The organism is Pseudoalteromonas sp. S558, from assembly GCF_005886635.1.
Taxonomy (GTDB): Bacteria; Pseudomonadota; Gammaproteobacteria; order Enterobacterales; family Alteromonadaceae; genus Pseudoalteromonas; species Pseudoalteromonas aliena.
On sequence record NZ_PNDU01000238.1, the window covers coordinates 1 to 20,047 of the forward strand.

The following is a 20,047-nucleotide window of genomic DNA, read 5'->3' on the forward strand; positions in this document are numbered from 1 at the left end:
GCAGGCGGTTTGGTATTTAGGCAAGGCAGCGCCTATGTAGTGTGGTTATTCCCCATAAATAGGCGATAACGCAGCATAAATGCCAAACATGCACTGCCCTCGGGTTCGTCCTAGGGGCGATTTACTCTTTGTTGCTCGGTTTTTACTTAGCCCACTAGGTTACAAACCTCGCGCCGCGATTAAATCACCCCTAGATAGAACAAATTTAATCCTGAAAGGCCAACAGGCCCTATTTTTTTGCTAAGATAAAAGACCGCTATTTAGCGGTCTTTTCTGTTTTAAAACGGAAGTACCGAGTTATGCATTGCCCATTTTGTACAGCAAAAGATACTAAAGTTATTGACTCACGCCTAGTTGGTGGAGGCCATCAAGTTCGCAGGCGCCGTGAGTGCAACGACTGCCACGAGCGCTTTACTACATTTGAAGGCGCTGAACTGGTTATGCCACGTGTTGTTAAGCAAGATGGCAGTCGGGAGCCGTTTAATGAAGATAAACTGTTGAATGGTTTAAATCGTGCACTTGAGAAACGTCCAGTAAGTACTGAACAGGTTGAAGAAGTGGTTAACATAATAAAATCGCAATTACGTGCAACGGGTGAGCGAGAGATTTCAAGCCACTTAGTGGGTGAATGCATTATGGAAGCGCTTAAAAAGCTCGATAAAGTTGCTTATGTAAGGTTCGCTTCTGTGTATCGTTCATTTGAAGATATACGCGAATTTGGCGAAGAAATTGCCCGCTTAGGGGAGTAATACCAATTTTATTAAAAACATGATCATTCTATCGCATTAAATAGCGCACTCACTGCGTTAAAAATTATTCATATAGAACAACTATATGTCATAATTTTCGCCTTGTTATTGCGCTATTTTCTTAGCGCTATAATAGACCACTTATTTAACGCAATTGGTATAATAAATGCTTAACCAAGTTCCTTTTACTGAACATGACGAAATGTATATGGCACGCGCGATAGAGCTTGCCAAAAAAGGCGAGTTTACTACCACGCCTAATCCTAATGTTGGCTGTGTATTAGTTAAAAATAATCAAATCATTGGTGAGGGTTTTCATCAATTAGCAGGTCAAGGTCATGCTGAAGTAAATGCACTGGCAATAGCGGGTAGTAATGCACAAGGTGCAACGGCTTATGTAACGCTTGAACCTTGTAGTCATTATGGGCGTACGCCACCGTGTGCTGAAGGCTTAAAAAAGGCGGGCGTTGTAAAAGTAATTGCCGCTATGGTTGATACAAACCCACAAGTCGCAGGTAAAGGCCTTAAAATACTGAGCGACGCGGGCATTGACGTTGCTTATGGGTTACTTGAATCACAAGCGCGGGCACTCAACGTTGGCTTTTTTAAGCGAATGGAGCAAGGTTTGCCGTATGTAACCTGCAAAATGGCAGCAAGTATAGATGGTAAAACAGCGCTTAAAAATGGTCAAAGTAAATGGATCACAGGCACCGCTGCTCGCCAAGATGTGCAATTATACCGTGCAAAAAGCTGCGCTATTTTAACCGGTGCCGATACCGTATTAGTAGATGATGCAAAATTAAATGTACGGCTAAGTGAATTACCGTGCCCACTCCCTACTAATTTACCGCTACGGCAACCTGTGCGTGTTATTATTGATTCTCAAAATCGCTTAACGCCTAACCTTGCTTTATTCAACATTCAAAGTGATATAATTATATTTACCACCAAGGTTGATAAATCACTACAGTGGCCGCATTTTGTAAAGCATATTGAAGTAAAAGAAAGTAATGGCAAAGTTGATTTGCAAGCGGTTTTAGAAAAACTTGGGCAACTGCATTTTAATAATGTGTGGCTTGAGGCGGGCGCAACACTTGCTGGTAAAATGGCAGAACTTGATTTAATTGACGAGTTTGTTTTTTATTTAGCGCCTAAATTAATGGGCCATAATGCAAAAAGTTTAGTTAATTTTCCTGAATTGACGAGTATGCAAAACACCGTTAATTTAACATTTAATGAATGTACACGCATTGGTGACGATATACGTATCACCGCGTTAAAAACTCATTAAAACCACTTAATAAAAAAGAGTAGCGCTATGTTTACTGGGATAATAGAAGCCACAGGCAAAATTGCTTTATTACAAAAAAAACAAGGCGACTTAGCCATTCGTATTCAAAGTGCTGATCTTGATATGAAAGACGTAAAGCTAGGCGATAGCATTGCAACCAATGGTGTTTGCTTAACCGTAGTTGATAAACATATTGACGGTTTTAGTGCTGATTTATCTAATGAGACGATTGGTTTAACTGGATTTGCTCACTATGCTATAGGGCAAACTGTTAATCTTGAAAAAGCAATGCAACCTGTTTCACGTCTGGGGGGCCATTTGGTCTCTGGTCATGTTGATGGTATTGCAACGATTACAAGTGTCACAAAAAACGCCAGGGCAACAGAATATTGGCTTGCAACTGACGAAGATTTAATGAAATACATTCCGTACAAAGGTTCGGTATGTATTGATGGTATAAGCCTGACGGTTAACGCTGTCGAAGGTAATAAATTCAAATTAACAATTGTTCCTCATACGAGTGAGCAAACTACCATAGCTCATTTTAAAGTGGGCACTCAAGTTAATTTAGAAGTCGATCAAATTGCACGTTATTTAGAGCGTCTTATAAAAGGTGCAGAACAACCAACGGGCTCAAATATTTCGATGAGCTTACTCGCTAAAGCGGGCTTTATTAAATAACGAAACTGACAACTTACACGAGCAAATTTATGAATTTACACAGCGCACAAGAAATCATCGACGACATTAAAATTGGTAAAATGGTTATTTTAATGGACGATGAAGACAGAGAAAATGAAGGCGATTTAATTATCGCAGCAGAACATATTAGCGCAGAAGCAATTAATTTTATGGCAACTCATGGCCGTGGTTTAATTTGTTTAACCATGACGCAAGAGCGTTGCGAGCAACTTGATTTACCGCTTATGGTTAAAAATAATGGCGCTGCGTTTTCGACAAACTTTACAATGTCGATTGAAGCCGCAAAAGGTGTAACTACGGGTATTTCTGCCGCTGATAGAGCGCGTACAGTGCAAGCTGCTATAGCAAAAGGCGCAGTACCAAGTGATATTGTTCAACCTGGTCATATTTTTCCTATCATGGCACAACCTGGTGGCGTATTAACTCGCGCAGGGCACACTGAAGCTGGCTGTGACTTAGCGCGTTTAGCTGGGCTTGAAGCATCATCTGTTATTGTTGAAATTCTAAATGCAGATGGCACAATGGCGCGCCGCCCTGATTTAGAAGTTTTTGCAAAACAACATGATATTAAAATTGGCACCATTGCTGATTTAATCGAATATCGTAATTTAAACGAAACCACGATTGAACAAGTTGCAAAATGTAAGCTGCCTACAGAGCATGGTGAATTTGATTTAGTAACTTACAAAGACACGATCGACGGCCAATTACATTACGTATTGCTCAAGGGCGAAATAAAAGAGCAAGAACCTACACTTGTACGCGTACATTTGCAGAGTACTTTTAACGATATTTTACTTTCAGATAGAAGCGCAGACCGTAGTTGGGGGCTTTCTGATGCAATGGCATACATTGCTAAAAACGACGGTGTATTAGTCATTTTAGGAAAGCAAGAAAGTACAGACGAATTAGAGGCAACAGTAAAAGCATTTGCCGCAGCTGATGCAGGCGAGAATGTAACACCTCGTAAGTTTCAAGGAACATCTCGTACTGTTGGTGTTGGTTCGCAAATACTTGCTGATCTGGGAATTAAGCAAATGCGATTAATGAGTCGCCCTAAAAAGTACCATGCACTTTCGGGCTTTCATTTAGAAGTTATTGACTATATAGAGCCACAATAAGCGCTCTGTTTTTAACTAGTCTATTATTTTATTTTTATGGTATGATGCGCAGCAATTTTTGCGCAATCGCAACCGCTTGAACTTATTTTTAGGGTTATCAAATGAAAATTATTGAAGGTAGTAAGTACGCTCCGGGCAAGAAATTTGCCATTGTCATTTCTCGTTTTAATGACTTTATTGGTAGCAGTCTCCTTGCAGGCGCTGTTGATGAGCTAAAACGCACAGGTGGCGTATCTGATGACGATATTACCGTTATTTATGTACCTGGTGCAGTAGAATTACCTTTAGCGGCTAAACGCGTTGCGGCAAAAAAAGAGTATGATGCAATCATCGCTTTAGGCGTAGTGATCAGAGGTGGTACACCACATTTTGACCTAGTTGCTGGCGAATCAAACAAAGGTCTTGCGCAAGTATCACTTGAGTATGATATCCCGGTTGCATTTGGCGTATTAACCACAGAAAGCATTGAACAAGCAATTGAGCGTGCTGGCACCAAAATGGGCAATAAAGGCGGCGAAGCTGCTTTGGGCGCGCTCGAAATGGTTAATGTGTTAGATAAAATTTAAGTTTAAGGAATTTTTGTGAAACCAGCAGCAAGACGTAAAGCACGTATCTTAGCACTCCAAGCCGTTTATTCTTGGCAAATAAGTGGCAATTTAATTGCCGATATCGAACAACAAATGTTGATCGAAACAGACGTTACTAAAATTGATGTTGAATACTTTAAAGATCTAGCGACGGGCGTTGCTGTTAATTACAAGCAATTAGACGAAGCTGTATCACCACATTTAACACGTCCGTTTAATGACTTAGATATGGTTGAGCGCGCAATTTTACGTTTAAGCAGCTATGAACTTAAGTTCCGTGAAGACGTACCTTATAAAGTGGCTATTAACGAAGGTATTGAGCTGGCTAAAATATTTGGCGCAGAAGACAGCCATAAATTTGTAAACGGTGTACTTGATAAAGCTGTTAAGCATTTACGCAAGTAATAACAATTCACTCTGAATTTTAATGTTCAGATTAATTGTTTAAACAACCGTTAAAAAGGAGAGCCGGCATAGGTCGGCTTTTTTGTGTATGAAGGAATTTGAATTAATTAACCGCTACTTTAAAGGTCGCGGTATCACCCGTCGTGATGTAAACCTAGGAATAGGGGACGATTGCGCCTTAGTAACTGTTCCACCAAACTGTCAACTTGCAATCACAACTGATACTTTAGTTGCTGGCGTGCACTTTTTTGATGATATTTCCCCACGCGCACTCGGTCACAGAGCACTCGCTGTAAATTTAAGTGATTTGGCGGCAATGGGCGCCGAACCAACATGGGTCTCAGTTGCGCTAACCTTACCAAGTATAGACCGACAGTGGGTTGAAGAATTTACTGAAGGCATGCACGAAATTGCAGAATACTTTAATGTACAAATTATTGGTGGTGATACCACTCAAGGTCCATTAACTATCACTATTTGTGCGAAAGGGACTGTGCCAGAAGGTAAAGCTCTGCGCAGAAGTGGTGCCAAAGTAGGTGATTGGATTTATGTTACAGGCCCTTTAGGGGATGCGGGTTTAGCTATTGAATCGCGTAAGCAAGGTTTAGAAATAGAGTCTGAACATTTAAAGTATGTGAATAAACGCTTTGATTATCCAACGCCTCGCGTAGCAGCAGGTCAGGTTTTACGTGGACTTGCATCTTCAGCAATTGATGTGTCTGATGGATTACTGGCTGATTTAAGCCATATTCTTGATATGTCGCAAGTGAGTGCGGTTGTAAATATAGATAAAATTCCTACTTCAGATGCAATGAAATCGAGTCTTGATTTTGATCAACAGTTACCATTTATTCTTAGCTACGGCGATGACTACGAACTATTATTTACCGTCCCAGATAGTAATAAAGGGATGTTAGATTTAAAACTGCGTCAATATGGTGTAAATGCAACATGTATTGGGCAGATTAAAAGTGGTGATGGGCAAATTGAGCTTTTACATAAGGGTGAAAAGTTTGATTTTAAACAGCATGGCTTTGAGCATTTCGCAAAGGAACAGACTTGAATAAAAATCGATTATTTAATTTAAAACGTCCGCATCAATTTTTTGGTTTAGGATTTGGCACCGGCCTTGCCCCTAAAGCGCCTGGTACATTTGGTACTTTTGCTGCATTGCCATTTATTTTTATGACGATGTATTATCCGCTGTGGCTACAAATTGTTTTTGCTGTCGTGATCAGTGTATTTGGCATATGGGCGTGTGGTAAAACGGCTGATGATTTAGGTGTGCATGACCACCCCGCTATTGTGTGGGATGAAGTGGCGGGCTATTACATTACTATGATAGGTGCAGCACTAAGCTGGCAAAGTTTATTGGTTGGCTTTTTGTTATTTCGATTTTTTGACATAGTAAAACCAGGCCCAATTCGTATGCTTGATAAGCGTGTACATGGTGGTTTTGGAATTATGGCTGACGATGTACTCGCGGGTATTTTTTCGCTTATTTGTTTGCAAGCATTAATAAAAGTGGGTTTACTACCCTTTTAATGTTTATATTTGATTTGTTTAACTAGGTGGCAGCACTATGATGCGATTTTTACTGGTTTGTGTACTGATGTTGTGCGCGACGCCAAGTTGGGCTTCAATTACTGATTATGTAGTTAAACAATGGAATATAAAAGATGGTTTGCCGTCGCAATCACTTAAAAGCGTTGTACAAGATCAACAAGGATACATGTGGCTGGGCACTCAGTTTGGCTTAAGTCGCTTTGATGGCAATACATTTACCAATTATAATACTCAAAATAGCCCTTTCTTACCCAATAACGGCATCAACAAGCTGCTAGTCGATTTAAATGGATTGTTGTGGATCGGTACTAAAAGTGGCTTGGTGGTGATTAACCCTGCTACTTTTGCCGCACAAGAGTTTAATATAAAAGGCCCTGTCAGAGATATATTGCAAGATGCTAAAGGCAGTATTTGGATTGCTGCAAATGGTTTGTATTATATTGATAGAAGCCAAATTGGTCTACAAACCAAAGCGAGTGGTCCTCTTCCTATTGTTAATGCGACCGCTATTACGCAAATAGTAGGGTCTGTTAGTAAAATGGCGCTTTCTCCTGAGGGGATATGGCTGGTTAATGATCGCCACCTGCTGAGATTAACAAAAAATGCCTCCGACTTTTCTAAACTGCGTTTAGAGCTTACTGCAAAAATTTCACTACCAGAGCGTTTAGCGCAAACGATTGTCCACGATTTATCATTTTTAAACGGTAACTTGTATTTAGCATCTGAATTAGGTGCTTATTTTTTAGATTTGGATGATGAACTAAGATCCTTTCCTTTACCAAATACAAATAACTCAGCAGTTTATAAATTTATGAGTGATACCGACGGCGGGCTATGGGTATCAACTTATGGACGTTTATTATTTCGAGATAAATCCGGTGAATGGCAATGGGTAGAGCCGAGCCAGCTGGATCAAAGTATTTGGTTTGCGGATATTTTTCGGGATAATAAAAATAACGTGTGGCTTGCCAGTTTTAGCGAAGGTTTGTGGCTTGCTCATGAAGGGCGGGTTCAAAGACACTCAGCCCTATCCAAAATGACTGAAGCCGTTATGGCCATTAACCAAGCACCGGATGGTAAGCTATGGGTCGCAAATAAAAGCGGTATTGGCTACTTTGATTTAAACAAAAGTTTTATAAATTTAATCCCTAGCGATAAATACGGCCGTGCATCAGTGCATGACTTACAGTTTGATGGCAATAGACTATATATTGCGACAGGCAGGGGGCTGTTTGTTTTTGAAAATAACACTCTTTATATGGTACCTGGGCGAGCTCTTCAGGATAACCCCGTATTTGCTATTAGTCGTTCGAGTAAGGGCGGATTTTGGATTGGCACAGGGCGAGGGTTATATAGGCTAAACTTTGCTGGGTTAACGCCTTTTGCATACAACGCTTTTTTAGGAAGCAAATTTATTACCTATGTACTCGATAAAGCAAACTTTGGGGTTATTGGTACAAGTAAAGGTGCCTATTATTTTACTGATCGCGGAATAGAAAAAATTGGTGATCAAACAACACTTGAAAGTGCATACGTAACTAGCGTGTTACATATAGATGGCGTGGGTATTTTAATCGGCTCTCTTAACGATGGGCTTTTTTACAGAAGTACGCAAGGGCAGTGGCGTCAGCTTGATGCCGCAAATGGCTTACCATACGGCTCTATTTTCAGCCTAGAATACGATGAAAGGTTAAAGCATGTTTGGGTAAGCACTATGAAAGGTGTTTACAGAATGCCTATTGAACAGTTCAAAGCAGAGATTCAAAGTTTAAAAGTGGAGGAGGTTATTTCCTCATTTGATCGTCAGCTCGATGGTAAAGCCAATCAATGTTGTAGTGGGCTGGGTCATGATGCAGTTGCCAATACTGCTAATTCAATTTGGTATCCAAGCCTACAAGGTGTTGTTGAAATACCTAAAAATGTAGAGTTGTTTGGTGTACTGGCATTAAAACCAAAAGTAGAAACCATTACAACACCGCAGCGTAATATAGCAACGTCAGCATTAGGTAAAAAACCGTCATTAGAAACCAATGAGCGTGATATTACTTTAACCTATACCGCAATCGATTATTACGCGCCAAGCAGCATTGAGTTTAGATATAAATTAAGTGGTTTAGATAATGATTGGCGCTATGCAAATACACGCAGAGAGGCTATTTATACTAATTTGCCAGCGGGAACATTTTTATTTCAGCTAGAAGCAAAACGCCAAGGTGAAGATTGGAGTAAAGCACAAGAAGCTGAGTATGGGTTTACAGTGCCAGAGCGTTTTGATGAAACAATTTATTTTAGACTACTTATCACCAGTGGCTTTGTTTTACTATTTTATTTGGTTTTTTGGGTATTTAGAGCGCAAGAGCGAAAAAAACAAGAAGCACTAGAGGGGCTTATCACAGAGCGTACGCTAGAGCTGCGCCAAGCAAACGATAAGTTAAATCAAGTAAACTCACAACTTAAGCTGGTAAGTCACTCTGATGAACTTACAGGGCTACGTAGCCGTCGCTTTTTGTTTGATCAACTACCAAAAGATATTGAGCATTTTCAACGTAACTCGCAATCATTACAAGCGCAGGGGAAATCGCTTGTTTTACTGATAATCAACTTTGATAACTTTAGCCGAATCAATGATGCACACGGACCAATAGCAGGAGACAGCTGTTTGCAGCAAATGGCTGCATTATTGAACTCTCGCACGCAGGGCTCTGATTATGTTGCACGCTGGAGTGGGGATGAATTTTTATTATTATTACGCGATTTTAAGTGCAATAAAATAGACAGTTACGCTTCTGATTTATGCAAAGCAGTTGCGGAATATGCATTTCAATTACCAAATGGAAAAGGTACCAATTTAACCACTTCTATCGGCTGGTCTTTCTACCCGCTACCACTTTTAGGCGGACAAGTGATAAGTTGGGAGACATCCATTAATTTAGCCGATATTGCACTTCATCAAGTGAAAAAACGTGGCGGTGATGGTGTCGCAAATATTACGTTTGACGAGCAGTTAGACGCATTCGAGTTTGAGCAAAATTCAAATGTTGATCAACAGTTAAGCCTTTTACAAAGTAATGGGCTTGCAGATATTAAAGTGTGGATGCGCTAATACCAATCTGCAGTAATACTTTATCAATTTGAGGGATTAAATCTGATGTTAACTGCGTTAAAAATTCTGATATAGAACAACTAAATAACGAAATTTTTGTCTTGTTATCGACACGATTTCCTACCTAAAAGTAGATCACTTAATTAAGCGAATTGGTATAAGTTAGTCGGTAAGGCCAATGTTAAAATACTAAAAAAGGAGCCAAGGCTCCTTTATTAGTATTTTTAAATGTTAATCAATAAACGCTTTGATGGCGGTTAATATACCTTGTTCGCCCAATCCCATTTCATCGTGCATTTGATCTTGCGTGCCGTGTTTAATAAATTCATCTGGAATACCTAGATTAAGTATTTTTACAGCAGATTTTTGGCTGGCTAAATATTCAGTGACGGCAGAGCCTGCACCACCGGCTATCGCATTATCTTCAAGTGTGATAATAAAGTCATAGCTAGTAGCAATTTCATTTAAAAGTGCAGTATCAAGTGGCTTAATAAAACGCATATTAACAAGTGTGGCATCTAAATCATTGGCTGCAAGTTGGGCGTTCTCTAGCAGTGTACCGAATGATAAAATTGCAATTTTACAGCCTTTTTTAACCGTATTTGCTTTACCTATTTCAAGCAGTTGCATATCACTTTGAATTTCAGCGGTGCCCGCACTGCCACGAGGATAACGCACGGCTACTGGGCAATTTGCTTGATAGCCAGTATAGAGCATTTGACGACATTCATTGGTATCGCTTGGTGCCATAATGACCATGTTTGGAATACAGCGCATAAAACTTAAATCGTATGCGCCTTGATGAGTTTCACCGTCTGCTCCCACAATACCGGCACGGTCAATGGCAAATAAAACGGGTAAATTTTGCAATGCAACATCGTGAATTAGCTGATCGTACGCGCGCTGTAAAAAGCTTGAGTAAATAGCTACAACGGGTTTTAAGCCTTCACAAGCAAAACCTGCGGCTAGCGTAACAGCATGCTGCTCTGCAATAGCGACGTCAAAGTATTGTCCTGGGAACTCTTTAGAAAAACGCACCATACCTGAACCTTCGCGCATAGCGGGTGTGATCGCCATTAATTTATCGTCTTGCTGGGCCATATCGCATAGCCAGTCGCCAAATACTTTTGAAAAAGTAGCTGCGCTGGGCTTTGATTTAGGAAGGCTTGATGTCATTGGGTCAAACTTTGGTACGCCATGATAGCCAATAGGATCCGCTTCAGCTGGCTTATAACCTTTACCTTTTTGCGTTTTTATATGTAATAACTGCGGGCCTTTTAAGTTACGCATATTACGCAGCGTATCAACCAACATATTTACATCATGTCCATCAATTGGGCCAATGTAATTTAGACCTAATTCTTCAAAAAAAGTACCTGGGATCATCATACCTTTAATATGCTCTTCCATTTTACTGGCAAGTTGCTTAACCGGAGGTACACCAGAGAGTAACTTTTTACTACCTTCGCGAATGTTAGTATAAAAGCTACCTGATAAAATACGTGCAAAATGATTGGTTAACGCACCGACGTTTTCAGATATCGACATTTCGTTATCGTTCAAAATGATCAGCATGTCTGATTTTACATCACCTAAATGATTCATTGCTTCAAAGGCCATACCAGCGGTAATTGCGCCATCACCAATAATGGCAACTGTTTTGCGCCCTTTACCTTCTTTTTGTGCGGCAATCGACATACCTAAAGCGGCAGAGATAGACGTACTTGAATGCCCGACACTAAACGTATCGTATTTGCTTTCATCACGAAATGGAAAAGGGTGTAGGCCGTCTTTTTGACGAATCGTATGCATTAAATCACGTCGACCGGTAAGTATTTTATGCGGATAAGCTTGGTGACCCACATCCCACACTAAACGATCTTCAGGTGTGTTATAAACATAATGCAGTGCAACAGTTAGCTCCACAGTACCTAAACCAGATGCTAAATGACCGCTACTTTGCGATACTGAGTTGAGTAAATAGTCGCGCAACTCATTGCTAAACTCTGGGAGTTTATCTTGCGCTAAATCGCGCAACTGGGTCGGCTCGTCAACCAAATTAAGTAATGGATACTTGCTGCTATCACGTGTCATGGTTTTATTTATATCCTTCGCTAACATTAATTAATACAAAATACGATGTAGAATTAACTAATGTTTAGTAATAATGTGTCTGTACTCAGTGCAATACTTTTAAGCGGTGTCTTAATGATCACGCTCAATAAGGTAATTTGCCAGTGACGCCAGAAGTGTTGTGTCAGCATCTATATTTGCTAACGCCTCGTGGGCTTGTTGTATTAAATTCTGCGCCTTCTCTTTAGCGCCTAGCATACCTAATAAAGCAGGGTATGTCGCTTTATTGGCTGCAATATCTGACCCTTGTGGCTTACCTAAAATAAGCGTATCACCCTCAACATCTAAAATATCGTCTTGTACTTGGAAGGCCAGCCCTATCGCATAACCAAAAGTAGATAAGCTTTCTAAAGTGTGTTTATCTGCTTTTTCACTGCACAATGCACCTAACATAATAGCGCAGTTAATCAGCGCACCCGTTTTTAGTTTATGGATCCGCTCCAGCTCTTGTGCAGTAATGACTTTGTCAGTCGCGGCAATGTCTAAACCTTGCCCGCCAACCATGCCTTTAAGGCCTGATGCATGTGCTAATTGTGCGATCATCTTTACTTGTGTTTGTGCTGAGCATTTGAATTGATGATTTGCAATTAACTCAAAAGCGATAGTTTGTAGAGCATCGCCAGCTAAAATAGCATGGGCTTCACCAAACTCTATGTGACAAGTTGGGCGGCCACGGCGTAAGTCATCATCGTCCATCGCCGGTAAGTCATCATGCACTAACGAATAGCTATGAATGCATTCAATAGCTGCTGAAAGTACATTCAGATCGTGTTTATTTGCGCCAAACATCTCGCCCGTTGCATAAACTAAAAATGGGCGTAATCTTTTACCGCCATTAAATAACCCGTATTGTGTGGCATTTTTTACCGTTTCGTCTGTATCTAATGACTGTTTGAAATACGCTTTCAAGGTAGCTATTACATCTATTTGCGCACGTTCAATCTGTTCTTTAATACTCACAGTTATTCCGTATCGTTATCAAAGTTAGTAAGTACTGATTTTTCGCCATTGCCCATTAAAATTGATACTTTTTGCTCTGCTTGTTGTAATTTACCAGATGAAGCATTGGCTAGAGCAATTCCGCGTTCAAATTGTTTTAATGATTGCTCAAGCGATAAATCACCTTGTTCCATATCACTAACAATTGTCGATAATTCTTCTAGTGCTTGTTCGAAACTTAAGTTTTCAGGTTTTTTAGTCGCCATCTTATTTCAGCTTACGTGGTAAATTTAGGAGCCAATTTTAGGGGGAATGCTAAACTAGGTCAAAGGATGATACGTTTTTTTCGTCTATTAATATCAAATGCTATTCTTGTATGCATTAATAAGGGCTTAATCACGGTCAATTCTTTTAATAAAAGTAATTATTAATGCAGCTTGAATATAAATTACACTAATAAGACTTTTTTATCTTTATTTAGATAAACCGCTTAAGCAATTCAATATGTTGCCGATAAGCAGTTAATGATAAAAAGTTTATAATAAGGCCTTAGTGCATGAAACCTTTGGAGGAAATGTGGATTTAGCAACCATTATAGGGATCCTTGGCGCAATTGGCTTAATTGTCATGTCCATGTTTATGAGCAGTAGTGGCGAAATGGCCATGTTTTACAACACTCCTTCAGTGGTGATTGTATTTGGTGGTTCTATATTTATTGTTTTATCGAACTACACCATGGGGCAGTTTTTTGGCATTGGTAAAGTGGCCGCTAAAGCCTTTATGTTTAAAATTGAATCGCCAGAGGAGTTGATAGACAAAGCCGTTGAACTTGCTGATTCAGCTCGAAAGGGTGGCTTTTTAGCCCTCGAAGAGGCTGAAATACCGAACCAATTTATGCGTAAAGGCGTTGATATGTTAGTTGATGGTCATGATGCTGACGTTGTTAGAGCGACTTTACAAAAAGACATAACTTTAACGTCAACCCGTCATGAAATGGGAGCCGGTTTATTTAAAGCCATGGCTGATATTGCACCAGCAATGGGAATGATCGGTACGCTCATTGGCTTAGTTGCTATGTTATCTAACATGGATGATCCAAAATCAATCGGTCCTTCGATGGCTGTTGCTTTATTAACAACTTTATACGGCGCTTTTTTAGCAAATGTAGTGGCTATCCCTATCCAAGTTAAATTGGAGCTGCGTAAAGACGAAGAAGCAATGAACCAACGTTTGATTTTAGACGCTGTATTAGGTATTCAAGATGGTCAAAACCCAAAAGTAATTGAAGGCATTTTGAAAAACTACTTAGCTGAATCAAAACGTAAAGTTGATACCGAGGAGTAAACATGTCTGAGCAAGAGTGTAAATGTCCTCCCCCAGGGCTTCCAGCTTGGATGGGAACCTTTGCAGATTTAATGTCTTTATTGATGTGCTTTTTTGTACTCTTGCTTGCATTTTCTGAAATGGATGTACTTAAATTTAAACAAATAGCCGGTTCAATGAAGTTTGCATTTGGTGTACAAAATAAAATAGAAGTAAAAGATATTCCCAAAGGTACTTCTGTTATTGCTATGGAGTTTACGCCAGGAAAACCAGAGCCCACACCAATCGAGACTATTCAGCAACAAACAGTAGAAATGACTCAACAAATGCTTGAATTTCAGGCCGGTGATGAAAGTTCTGCAGGTGGTAGGCAAGAACAACGAGGTGATAAACGGGGTGGGGAATCTCGTAGTACCTCTCAAGAACAATCTTCTGATCAAGCAATCTCTGCTGCAGATCAAGAACAAACAAATGAACTTGTTAAAAAGATTGCTCAGCAATTAGAAAGGCAGATTATTGATGGTGCAATAGAGCTTGAGTCTTTAGGCCAGCAAATAATTATTCGCATCAGAGAAAATGGGTCTTTTCCTTCAGGTAGCGCTTTTTTGCAACCTAAATTTAAACCCATTATTCAAGACATTGGCATATTGTTAAAAGATGTGCCTGGTGAGATAACAGTATCTGGTCATACTGATGATTTTCAGGTTTCGAATGAGCTGTACATAAACAACTGGGATCTTTCTTCTAAGCGAGCTGTTGCTGTAGCAAGCGAGTTACAAAAAGTATCTGGTTTTGATAAAACGCGGATGATGGTGGTTGGGCGAGCTGAAACAAGACCATTGGTGCCCAATGATACAGATGAAGATCGTCGTCGTAACAGGCGTGTAGAGATTTCTATTTTACAAGGTAAAGCAAAAGAGTCTGCACCTATTGATGTAAGATAACTTTACTTGGCAAATACGTTTATTTATCATAAAGTAAGCTTTCAATAACAAATGTAACGGAGTCAGCCATGAAGAACATCGATAAATTTAGTTATATGCCAGGTAATGGTAACGGTAATGACGATAATGAACCAGATAAAGAATAGGTTGAGTGTAATATTTTGCCTGAATGGTTTGAAAGTATTACTAAGTTACTCGAAAATAGCTGGGTTTTTATATTAAGCCCTGCTATTTTTGTGTTTTACCTACGCAAAGATCACCTTGCATTACGCTTTGTGTTGGTTACTGCTGTATTCTTTTTTTATGGAGCGTTGATTAACGATTATTTAAAAGAGTTTGATAGCAGTACTTATATTTACCGTTACGTTATTTGGGCGTTTAATGATCTTGTTTGGATGGCTTTGATTGCTTATTTAGGAATAAAAGACAAAATTTATTTGTGGCAGTGTGTTATCGGTCAGCTTGTTGTTGTAAGTGCCCCTATTTTACAACTTTTCAGATTAGTTGATCGCCATTTATGGGATCTTTCTTATAGTACATACATTTATAAAACCTTATTGCCATTTATTAATATAGGCACCGTTATTGTTTGTTATCTACCGCTAGTTTATTTATTAATTAATAAGCGCAATACTGCATCAAACGAACAATAAAATTTATAGCTTCAAACTAATGTGTTAGACTACTGTTTATATGAACAGTGGTGAGCGAGCTATGAAACTCTATATTGCAGAAAAACCTTCACTCGGACGCGCTATTGCTGATGCGTTACCAAAGCCACATAAAAAGCATGATGGCTATATAGAAGTCGCTAATGGAGATTGTGTCTCGTGGTGTATTGGGCATTTGCTAGAACAAGCAGAACCCGATGATTATGATGAGCGTTTTAAAAAGTGGCAGTTTGAACACTTACCTATCATACCTGAACAGTGGAAGTTAAAAGCCAAAACCAAAACTCGCAAACAGCTCACTGTTTTAAAAAAATTAATTAAACAAGCCTCGCAACTTATTCACGCTGGCGACCCAGACCGTGAAGGCCAGCTACTAGTCGATCAAGTGATTGAAGAAGCTAAAATAAGTCAGGCTAAAAAGCAGAGTACGCAACGTTTACTCATTAGTGATTTAAACTTATCGGCGGTAAAAAAATCACTGGGTACTATGCGTTCTAATCGAGATTTTATTCCGTTAAGTGTATCTGCTTTAGCGCGCTCTCGTGCTGATTGGCTATTTGGTATGAATTTAACACGTGCATACACACTAGCTGGGCAAAAAGCAGGGTTTGGTAATGTGCTTTCGGTAGGGCGAGTACAAACCCCTATTTTAGGTCTTGTTGTTAATAGAGATAACGAAATAGCACACTTTGTATCTAAGCCTTTTTACGATGTACTGGCGCATTTACTTACTCCAGATAACCAGCCATTCATAGCTAAGTGGGTTCCTAGTAAAGCATGTGAGCCACATCAAGATGAAGAAGGGCGAATACTTAACAAAGCACTCGCACAAAATGTTGCTTCACGCATTACAAAGCAAAGTGCTGAGCTTACTTCACTTGACCAAAAACAAAAAAAACAAAGTGCTCCATTACCTTATAATTTATCTGCACTACAAATCGATGCGGCTAAAGCATTTGGTATGCCAGCTCAAAAAGTGTTGGATATTTGCCAAATACTTTACGAACGTCATAAATTAATTACTTACCCACGCTCTGATAATCGTTATTTACCTAAAGATCACCATCAAGATGCATCTGCTATTTTTAAAGCTATAAGTGCTAATGGTGGGCAAAGCAGTGAATTAGTAAATGGGGCTGATGTAAAAAAGCGTAGTAAATGTTTTAACGATTCAAAAGTGGCTGCGCATCATGCCATTGTGCCTACGGCTAAACAGTTAAAGTCAGCGAGTTTGAGCGGAGACGAAGCGAAGGTATATCAATTAATAAGCCGCCATTACCTAATTCAGTTTTATCCCGACTATATATATAACGAAACTAAAGCAGAGATAACAATCGCTGGCGGATTATTTAAAGCAAATGCAAAACAAGATGTAAGCTTAGGCTTTAAGGTATTAATGGGTAAGTCTGAATTAAAAGATGAAGCTACGTTACCTCCTTTAACAAAAGGTATGTCTCTTTTTTGTGAACAAGGCGAAGTAGTCGAAAAGCATACATCACCCCCTGCTTATTTTACCGATGCTACATTATTGGCTGCGATGACGGGCATTAGCCGTTATGTTAAAGATCCACAAATTAAAAAAGTATTAAAAGACACCGATGGTTTAGGTACGGAGGCAACACGTGCGGGAATAATCGAGTTGCTTTTTAAACGTCGTTTTTTAAAACGTGAAGGTAAGTCAATTAGAGCGACCGAAACGGGGCTTGCTCTTATTAGCGTATTACCACAAGGTTTAGCGAGTCCTGATTTAACCGCAAAGTGGGAATCGAGCTTAGGTGATATTGCACAGCAGGCAATGAGTTATCAGCAATTTTTACAGCCTTTACTTGCTGACCTAAATGGGTTTGTTCAATTAGCAGCAAACTGCGATAGCAATGCATTTGCGAAGTTACCAAAAACCTCACCTAAAAAACGTTTTGCTAAACGAGGTGGAAAAGCGACCTTTAAAAAGTCGAGTTATAAAAAAAGCTCTGTTGCTAGTTAGCAACAGAGCTTTTTTATCAAACCATATTACTTACTGTTGAATTGGTATTACTTAACCTGAACTCTGCTTGAGATAGATTTATTATCCAAAATTCAGGTTACTTATTAAATAAGGCAACAGCAGCGTTACTCATTGCTTTTATTCCAGTAGGAATAGCAACTTTATAATCAGGTGCCAATTTACTAGAGTGTAGGGAAGGGAGAACCTCACCTGTTTTTATCGAATCTGCATATTGTGCTTGGTTTACGCCTCCTAGCCAAAAAAGGGTAATAGGGATATTTTCATCGGTGCGTCCGTATAGGCCAAAGTCTTCACCCGCCATTACAGCTTGTGTTTCAAGCACATTAGTATCACCAATTGCGCTGGCAATAGAGTTTCTAACAATGTCTGTTTGTGCAGGGTTATTATAAGTAGATGGAATAGATTCATCTTCATGTACATATACTACAGGGTCGTTTGATTCATTTAAGCCAGCACTTTGTGCAATACCTGCCGTGATTCGTTTTATTGCTGCTATTTGAGCACTTCTAACATTTGGGTTATAGCTTCTGAGAGTGAGTTGTAGTTTTACTTCATCCGAAATCACATTATGTTTTGAACCACCATGAATAGACCCAACCGTAATAACTGAAGGCTCAAGCGGTGAAAGTTCTCGGCTTGTGATTGTTTGCAGAGCAAGTACTGTGCGTGCAGCTATAACCACAGGGTCTATAGTTGTATGCGGGTAAGCACCATGACCACCTTTACCTTTAATTGTAATATCGACAGAATCTACACTTGCCATAGTGTATTCATTTTTCATTGATACCTTACCAGCGGGGACGCTAGCACTTACATGCAAAGCAATTATATGATCAGGTTTTTCATATTTACTAAATAGCCCTTCGCTTAACATGGCTTTAGCACCCCCGCCAACTTCTTCGGCAGGCTGTGCAACCATCATCAAAGTGCCTTTCCATTGATCTTTGTGTACTATTAATTGCTCAGCAGTACCAATAAAAGAGCTCATGTGAATATCGTGGCCACAACCGTGCATTACTCCTACTTTCGCACCATGTTCATCTATTACTTTAACTTTTGAAGCATAGGACTTTCCTGTCTGCTCTATAATAGGTAAGCCATCGGTATCAGTGCGGATCATTACTGTTGGACCGTTTCCGTTTTTGTAAATGCCGACAACACCAAAGCCACCTACATTACTTGTTACTTTAAAACCCAGCTGAGTTAATTTATCCGCTATTTTATTACCCGTTTCTTGTTCGTGATAAGAAAGCTCTGGCGATTGGTGTAAATCGAGGTAAAACTTTTCTATAGCTGGCATGGTTTTGCTTAAATTCAAATCGAGTCCATTTGCTTGTACTAATGGGCTTGCTAATAAAAGTATTGCACTTAGATAAGTTAATTTCATGTTTTCCCTCATTGTTGAATATGTATACCGGATGATTTAGGTATATGACTTGTAATTATTATGTTCACCACCATATAAAAACCTAAATAGATGAATATGGCAATCAATTCAATGAGCAACATAGTTAGTATTAATGCGCAAAACCTTCAACAAGTACTCGGTGAAACATCACAGCAAAAATTGGTGTTGCTTAACTTTTTCTCTCCTCAAAGTCCTGACTGCATCGGACAGGCTGCAATTTTAGATAAAGTAGCGGCTGAATATGCAAGCTATATGGTAGTAGCAAACCTAGATTGCGATGCAGAGCAAGCACTCGCTTCTCAACTTGCGCAACAAGTTGGTCTTCAAACTCTGCCTACGCTTGTATTATTAAAAGACTCTGCACCAGTAGATTTACTTGCAGGTGTTCAAAGTGAGGCACAAATACGCGAAGCCCTAGCAAAGCATTTACCTGCGCAACAAGACTTACTGTTAGAGCAAGCAAAACAAGCGTTATTAAAGTCAGATTTAAATGCTGCATTTAATTATGCAAAGCAAGCTTATGAAATAGACAGCGGTAATGCACGCATCAAATTAGTGCTTGCAGACATATGTATTCAAATTCACAAGGTAGATGAAGCCCAAGCGCTTATAAATACAATAGACGTACAAGAGCAAGATGCTTACTTTAATAATATAAAAGCAAAATGCGAAGCTGCGCTTGAAGCAAAAGACTCACCAGAGATTAAAGAAAAGCAACAACAAGTAGAAAAGTACCCAAATGACCTAGAATTAAAAGAAGAGCTCAGTATTTTACTCAATGAAGCGGGCAGAAAAGAAGAAGCATTGGATATACTATTTACAGTGCTGCAAAAAGATCTGAATTTCAATGAAGCGAAACCAAGCTTTTTAGCCATTATTGCCTCTTTACCTGATGGCGACGCACTCGCAGCAAAGTATCGTCGCAAGTTATATAGTATTTTATACTAGGGTCTGTTGCTCTTTGCGGATTAAAATTTGTTCAAACTAGGGGGGGGTTAATCGCGGCGCGAGATTTGTAACCTAGTGGGCTAAGTAAAAACCGAGTAACAAAGAGTAAATAGCCCCTAGGAAGAACCCTTTGGGCAGCGCCTGTTTGGGAT

The 20,047-nt window shown here is 39.6% G+C and carries 18 protein-coding genes; 14 read left to right on the plus strand and 4 right to left on the minus strand.

Features of this window, described 5'->3' with window-relative positions:
• Positions 1-299: 299 nt before the first annotated feature.
• From nrdR to CWB66_RS15560, 9 genes are all read left to right on the plus strand, one after another.
• Positions 300-749: a transcriptional regulator NrdR gene (gene nrdR, locus CWB66_RS15520; protein WP_077535896.1), complete on the plus strand. Its 450-nt coding sequence runs from the start codon at positions 300-302 to the stop codon at positions 747-749.
• A gap of 166 nt (positions 750-915) precedes the next feature.
• On the plus strand, positions 916-2,040 hold the full coding sequence (gene ribD, locus CWB66_RS15525; RefSeq protein WP_077535895.1) for a bifunctional diaminohydroxyphosphoribosylaminopyrimidine deaminase/5-amino-6-(5-phosphoribosylamino)uracil reductase RibD: 1,125 nt from the start codon (positions 916-918) through the stop codon (positions 2,038-2,040).
• Between the two features lie 27 nt (positions 2,041-2,067).
• Positions 2,068-2,721 carry a riboflavin synthase gene (locus tag CWB66_RS15530; RefSeq protein ID WP_077535894.1) on the plus strand — a complete coding sequence of 218 codons (654 nt, stop codon included), beginning with the start codon at positions 2,068-2,070 and terminating at the stop codon, positions 2,719-2,721.
• 29 nt (positions 2,722-2,750) lie between these two features.
• On the plus strand, positions 2,751-3,863 hold the full coding sequence (ribBA, locus tag CWB66_RS15535) for a bifunctional 3,4-dihydroxy-2-butanone-4-phosphate synthase/GTP cyclohydrolase II (protein WP_077535893.1): 1,113 nt from the start codon (positions 2,751-2,753) through the stop codon (positions 3,861-3,863).
• A 101-nt stretch (positions 3,864-3,964) separates the two neighbouring features.
• On the plus strand, positions 3,965-4,429 hold the full coding sequence (ribH, locus tag CWB66_RS15540) for a 6,7-dimethyl-8-ribityllumazine synthase (RefSeq protein WP_007587130.1): 465 nt from the start codon (positions 3,965-3,967) through the stop codon (positions 4,427-4,429).
• A gap of 15 nt (positions 4,430-4,444) precedes the next feature.
• Positions 4,445-4,855 (plus strand): transcription antitermination factor NusB, encoded by a 411-nt coding sequence (gene nusB, locus CWB66_RS15545; protein WP_007587129.1) that lies wholly within the window; start codon positions 4,445-4,447, stop codon positions 4,853-4,855.
• Positions 4,856-4,943: 88 nt separating this feature from the next.
• Positions 4,944-5,918: a thiamine-phosphate kinase gene (thiL, locus tag CWB66_RS15550; RefSeq protein ID WP_138586059.1), complete on the plus strand. Its 975-nt coding sequence runs from the start codon at positions 4,944-4,946 to the stop codon at positions 5,916-5,918.
• Complete coding sequence (locus CWB66_RS15555) at positions 5,915-6,400, plus strand: phosphatidylglycerophosphatase A family protein (RefSeq protein ID WP_077535891.1); 486 nt, start codon at positions 5,915-5,917, stop codon at positions 6,398-6,400. Before thiL ends, CWB66_RS15555 begins: the two co-directional genes overlap by 4 nt.
• A 37-nt stretch (positions 6,401-6,437) precedes the next feature.
• Complete coding sequence (locus CWB66_RS15560) at positions 6,438-9,524, plus strand: ligand-binding sensor domain-containing diguanylate cyclase (protein WP_138586060.1); 3,087 nt, start codon at positions 6,438-6,440, stop codon at positions 9,522-9,524.
• Positions 9,525-9,755: 231 nt separating this feature from the next.
• Here the strand turns inward: CWB66_RS15560 and dxs are convergent, their stop codons facing one another.
• The 3 genes from dxs to CWB66_RS15575 form a co-directional block, all read right to left on the minus strand.
• Complete coding sequence (dxs, locus tag CWB66_RS15565; protein WP_138586061.1) at positions 9,756-11,618, minus strand: 1-deoxy-D-xylulose-5-phosphate synthase; 1,863 nt, start codon at positions 11,616-11,618, stop codon at positions 9,756-9,758.
• Between the two features lie 111 nt (positions 11,619-11,729).
• The gene (gene ispA, locus CWB66_RS15570; protein ID WP_077535888.1) at positions 11,730-12,617 is read right to left on the minus strand and encodes a (2E,6E)-farnesyl diphosphate synthase; all 888 of its coding nucleotides are present in this window, start codon (positions 12,615-12,617) and stop codon (positions 11,730-11,732) included.
• A 2-nt stretch (positions 12,618-12,619) separates the two neighbouring features.
• Positions 12,620-12,862, minus strand: a complete 243-nt coding sequence (locus CWB66_RS15575; RefSeq protein ID WP_077535887.1) for an exodeoxyribonuclease VII small subunit — start codon at positions 12,860-12,862, stop codon at positions 12,620-12,622.
• Between the two features lie 310 nt (positions 12,863-13,172).
• Here CWB66_RS15575 and pomA point away from each other — a divergent pair, with 310 nt between their 5' ends.
• The 4 genes from pomA to CWB66_RS15595 all read left to right on the plus strand — a co-directional run bounded on the left by pomA (position 13,173) and on the right by CWB66_RS15595 (position 17,518).
• Positions 13,173-13,940, plus strand: a complete 768-nt coding sequence (gene pomA, locus CWB66_RS15580) for a flagellar motor protein PomA (protein WP_077538829.1) — start codon at positions 13,173-13,175, stop codon at positions 13,938-13,940.
• Positions 13,941-13,942: 2 nt separating this feature from the next.
• Positions 13,943-14,863 carry a flagellar motor protein MotB gene (locus CWB66_RS15585; RefSeq protein ID WP_077535886.1) on the plus strand — a complete coding sequence of 307 codons (921 nt, stop codon included), beginning with the start codon at positions 13,943-13,945 and terminating at the stop codon, positions 14,861-14,863.
• A gap of 161 nt (positions 14,864-15,024) precedes the next feature.
• On the plus strand, positions 15,025-15,516 hold the full coding sequence (locus tag CWB66_RS15590) for a hypothetical protein (RefSeq protein WP_138586062.1): 492 nt from the start codon (positions 15,025-15,027) through the stop codon (positions 15,514-15,516).
• A 61-nt stretch (positions 15,517-15,577) separates the two neighbouring features.
• The gene (locus CWB66_RS15595; RefSeq protein WP_138586063.1) at positions 15,578-17,518 is read left to right on the plus strand and encodes a DNA topoisomerase III; all 1,941 of its coding nucleotides are present in this window, start codon (positions 15,578-15,580) and stop codon (positions 17,516-17,518) included.
• A 97-nt stretch (positions 17,519-17,615) separates the two neighbouring features.
• Here the strand turns inward: CWB66_RS15595 and CWB66_RS15600 are convergent, their stop codons facing one another.
• Positions 17,616-18,926 (minus strand): M20 metallopeptidase family protein, encoded by a 1,311-nt coding sequence (locus CWB66_RS15600; protein WP_138586064.1) that lies wholly within the window; start codon positions 18,924-18,926, stop codon positions 17,616-17,618.
• A gap of 111 nt (positions 18,927-19,037) precedes the next feature.
• Here CWB66_RS15600 and CWB66_RS15605 point away from each other — a divergent pair, with 111 nt between their 5' ends.
• Positions 19,038-19,895, plus strand: coding sequence for a tetratricopeptide repeat protein (locus CWB66_RS15605; protein WP_138586065.1), 858 nt, complete (start codon positions 19,038-19,040; stop codon positions 19,893-19,895).
• Positions 19,896-20,047: the final 152 nt, after the last annotated feature.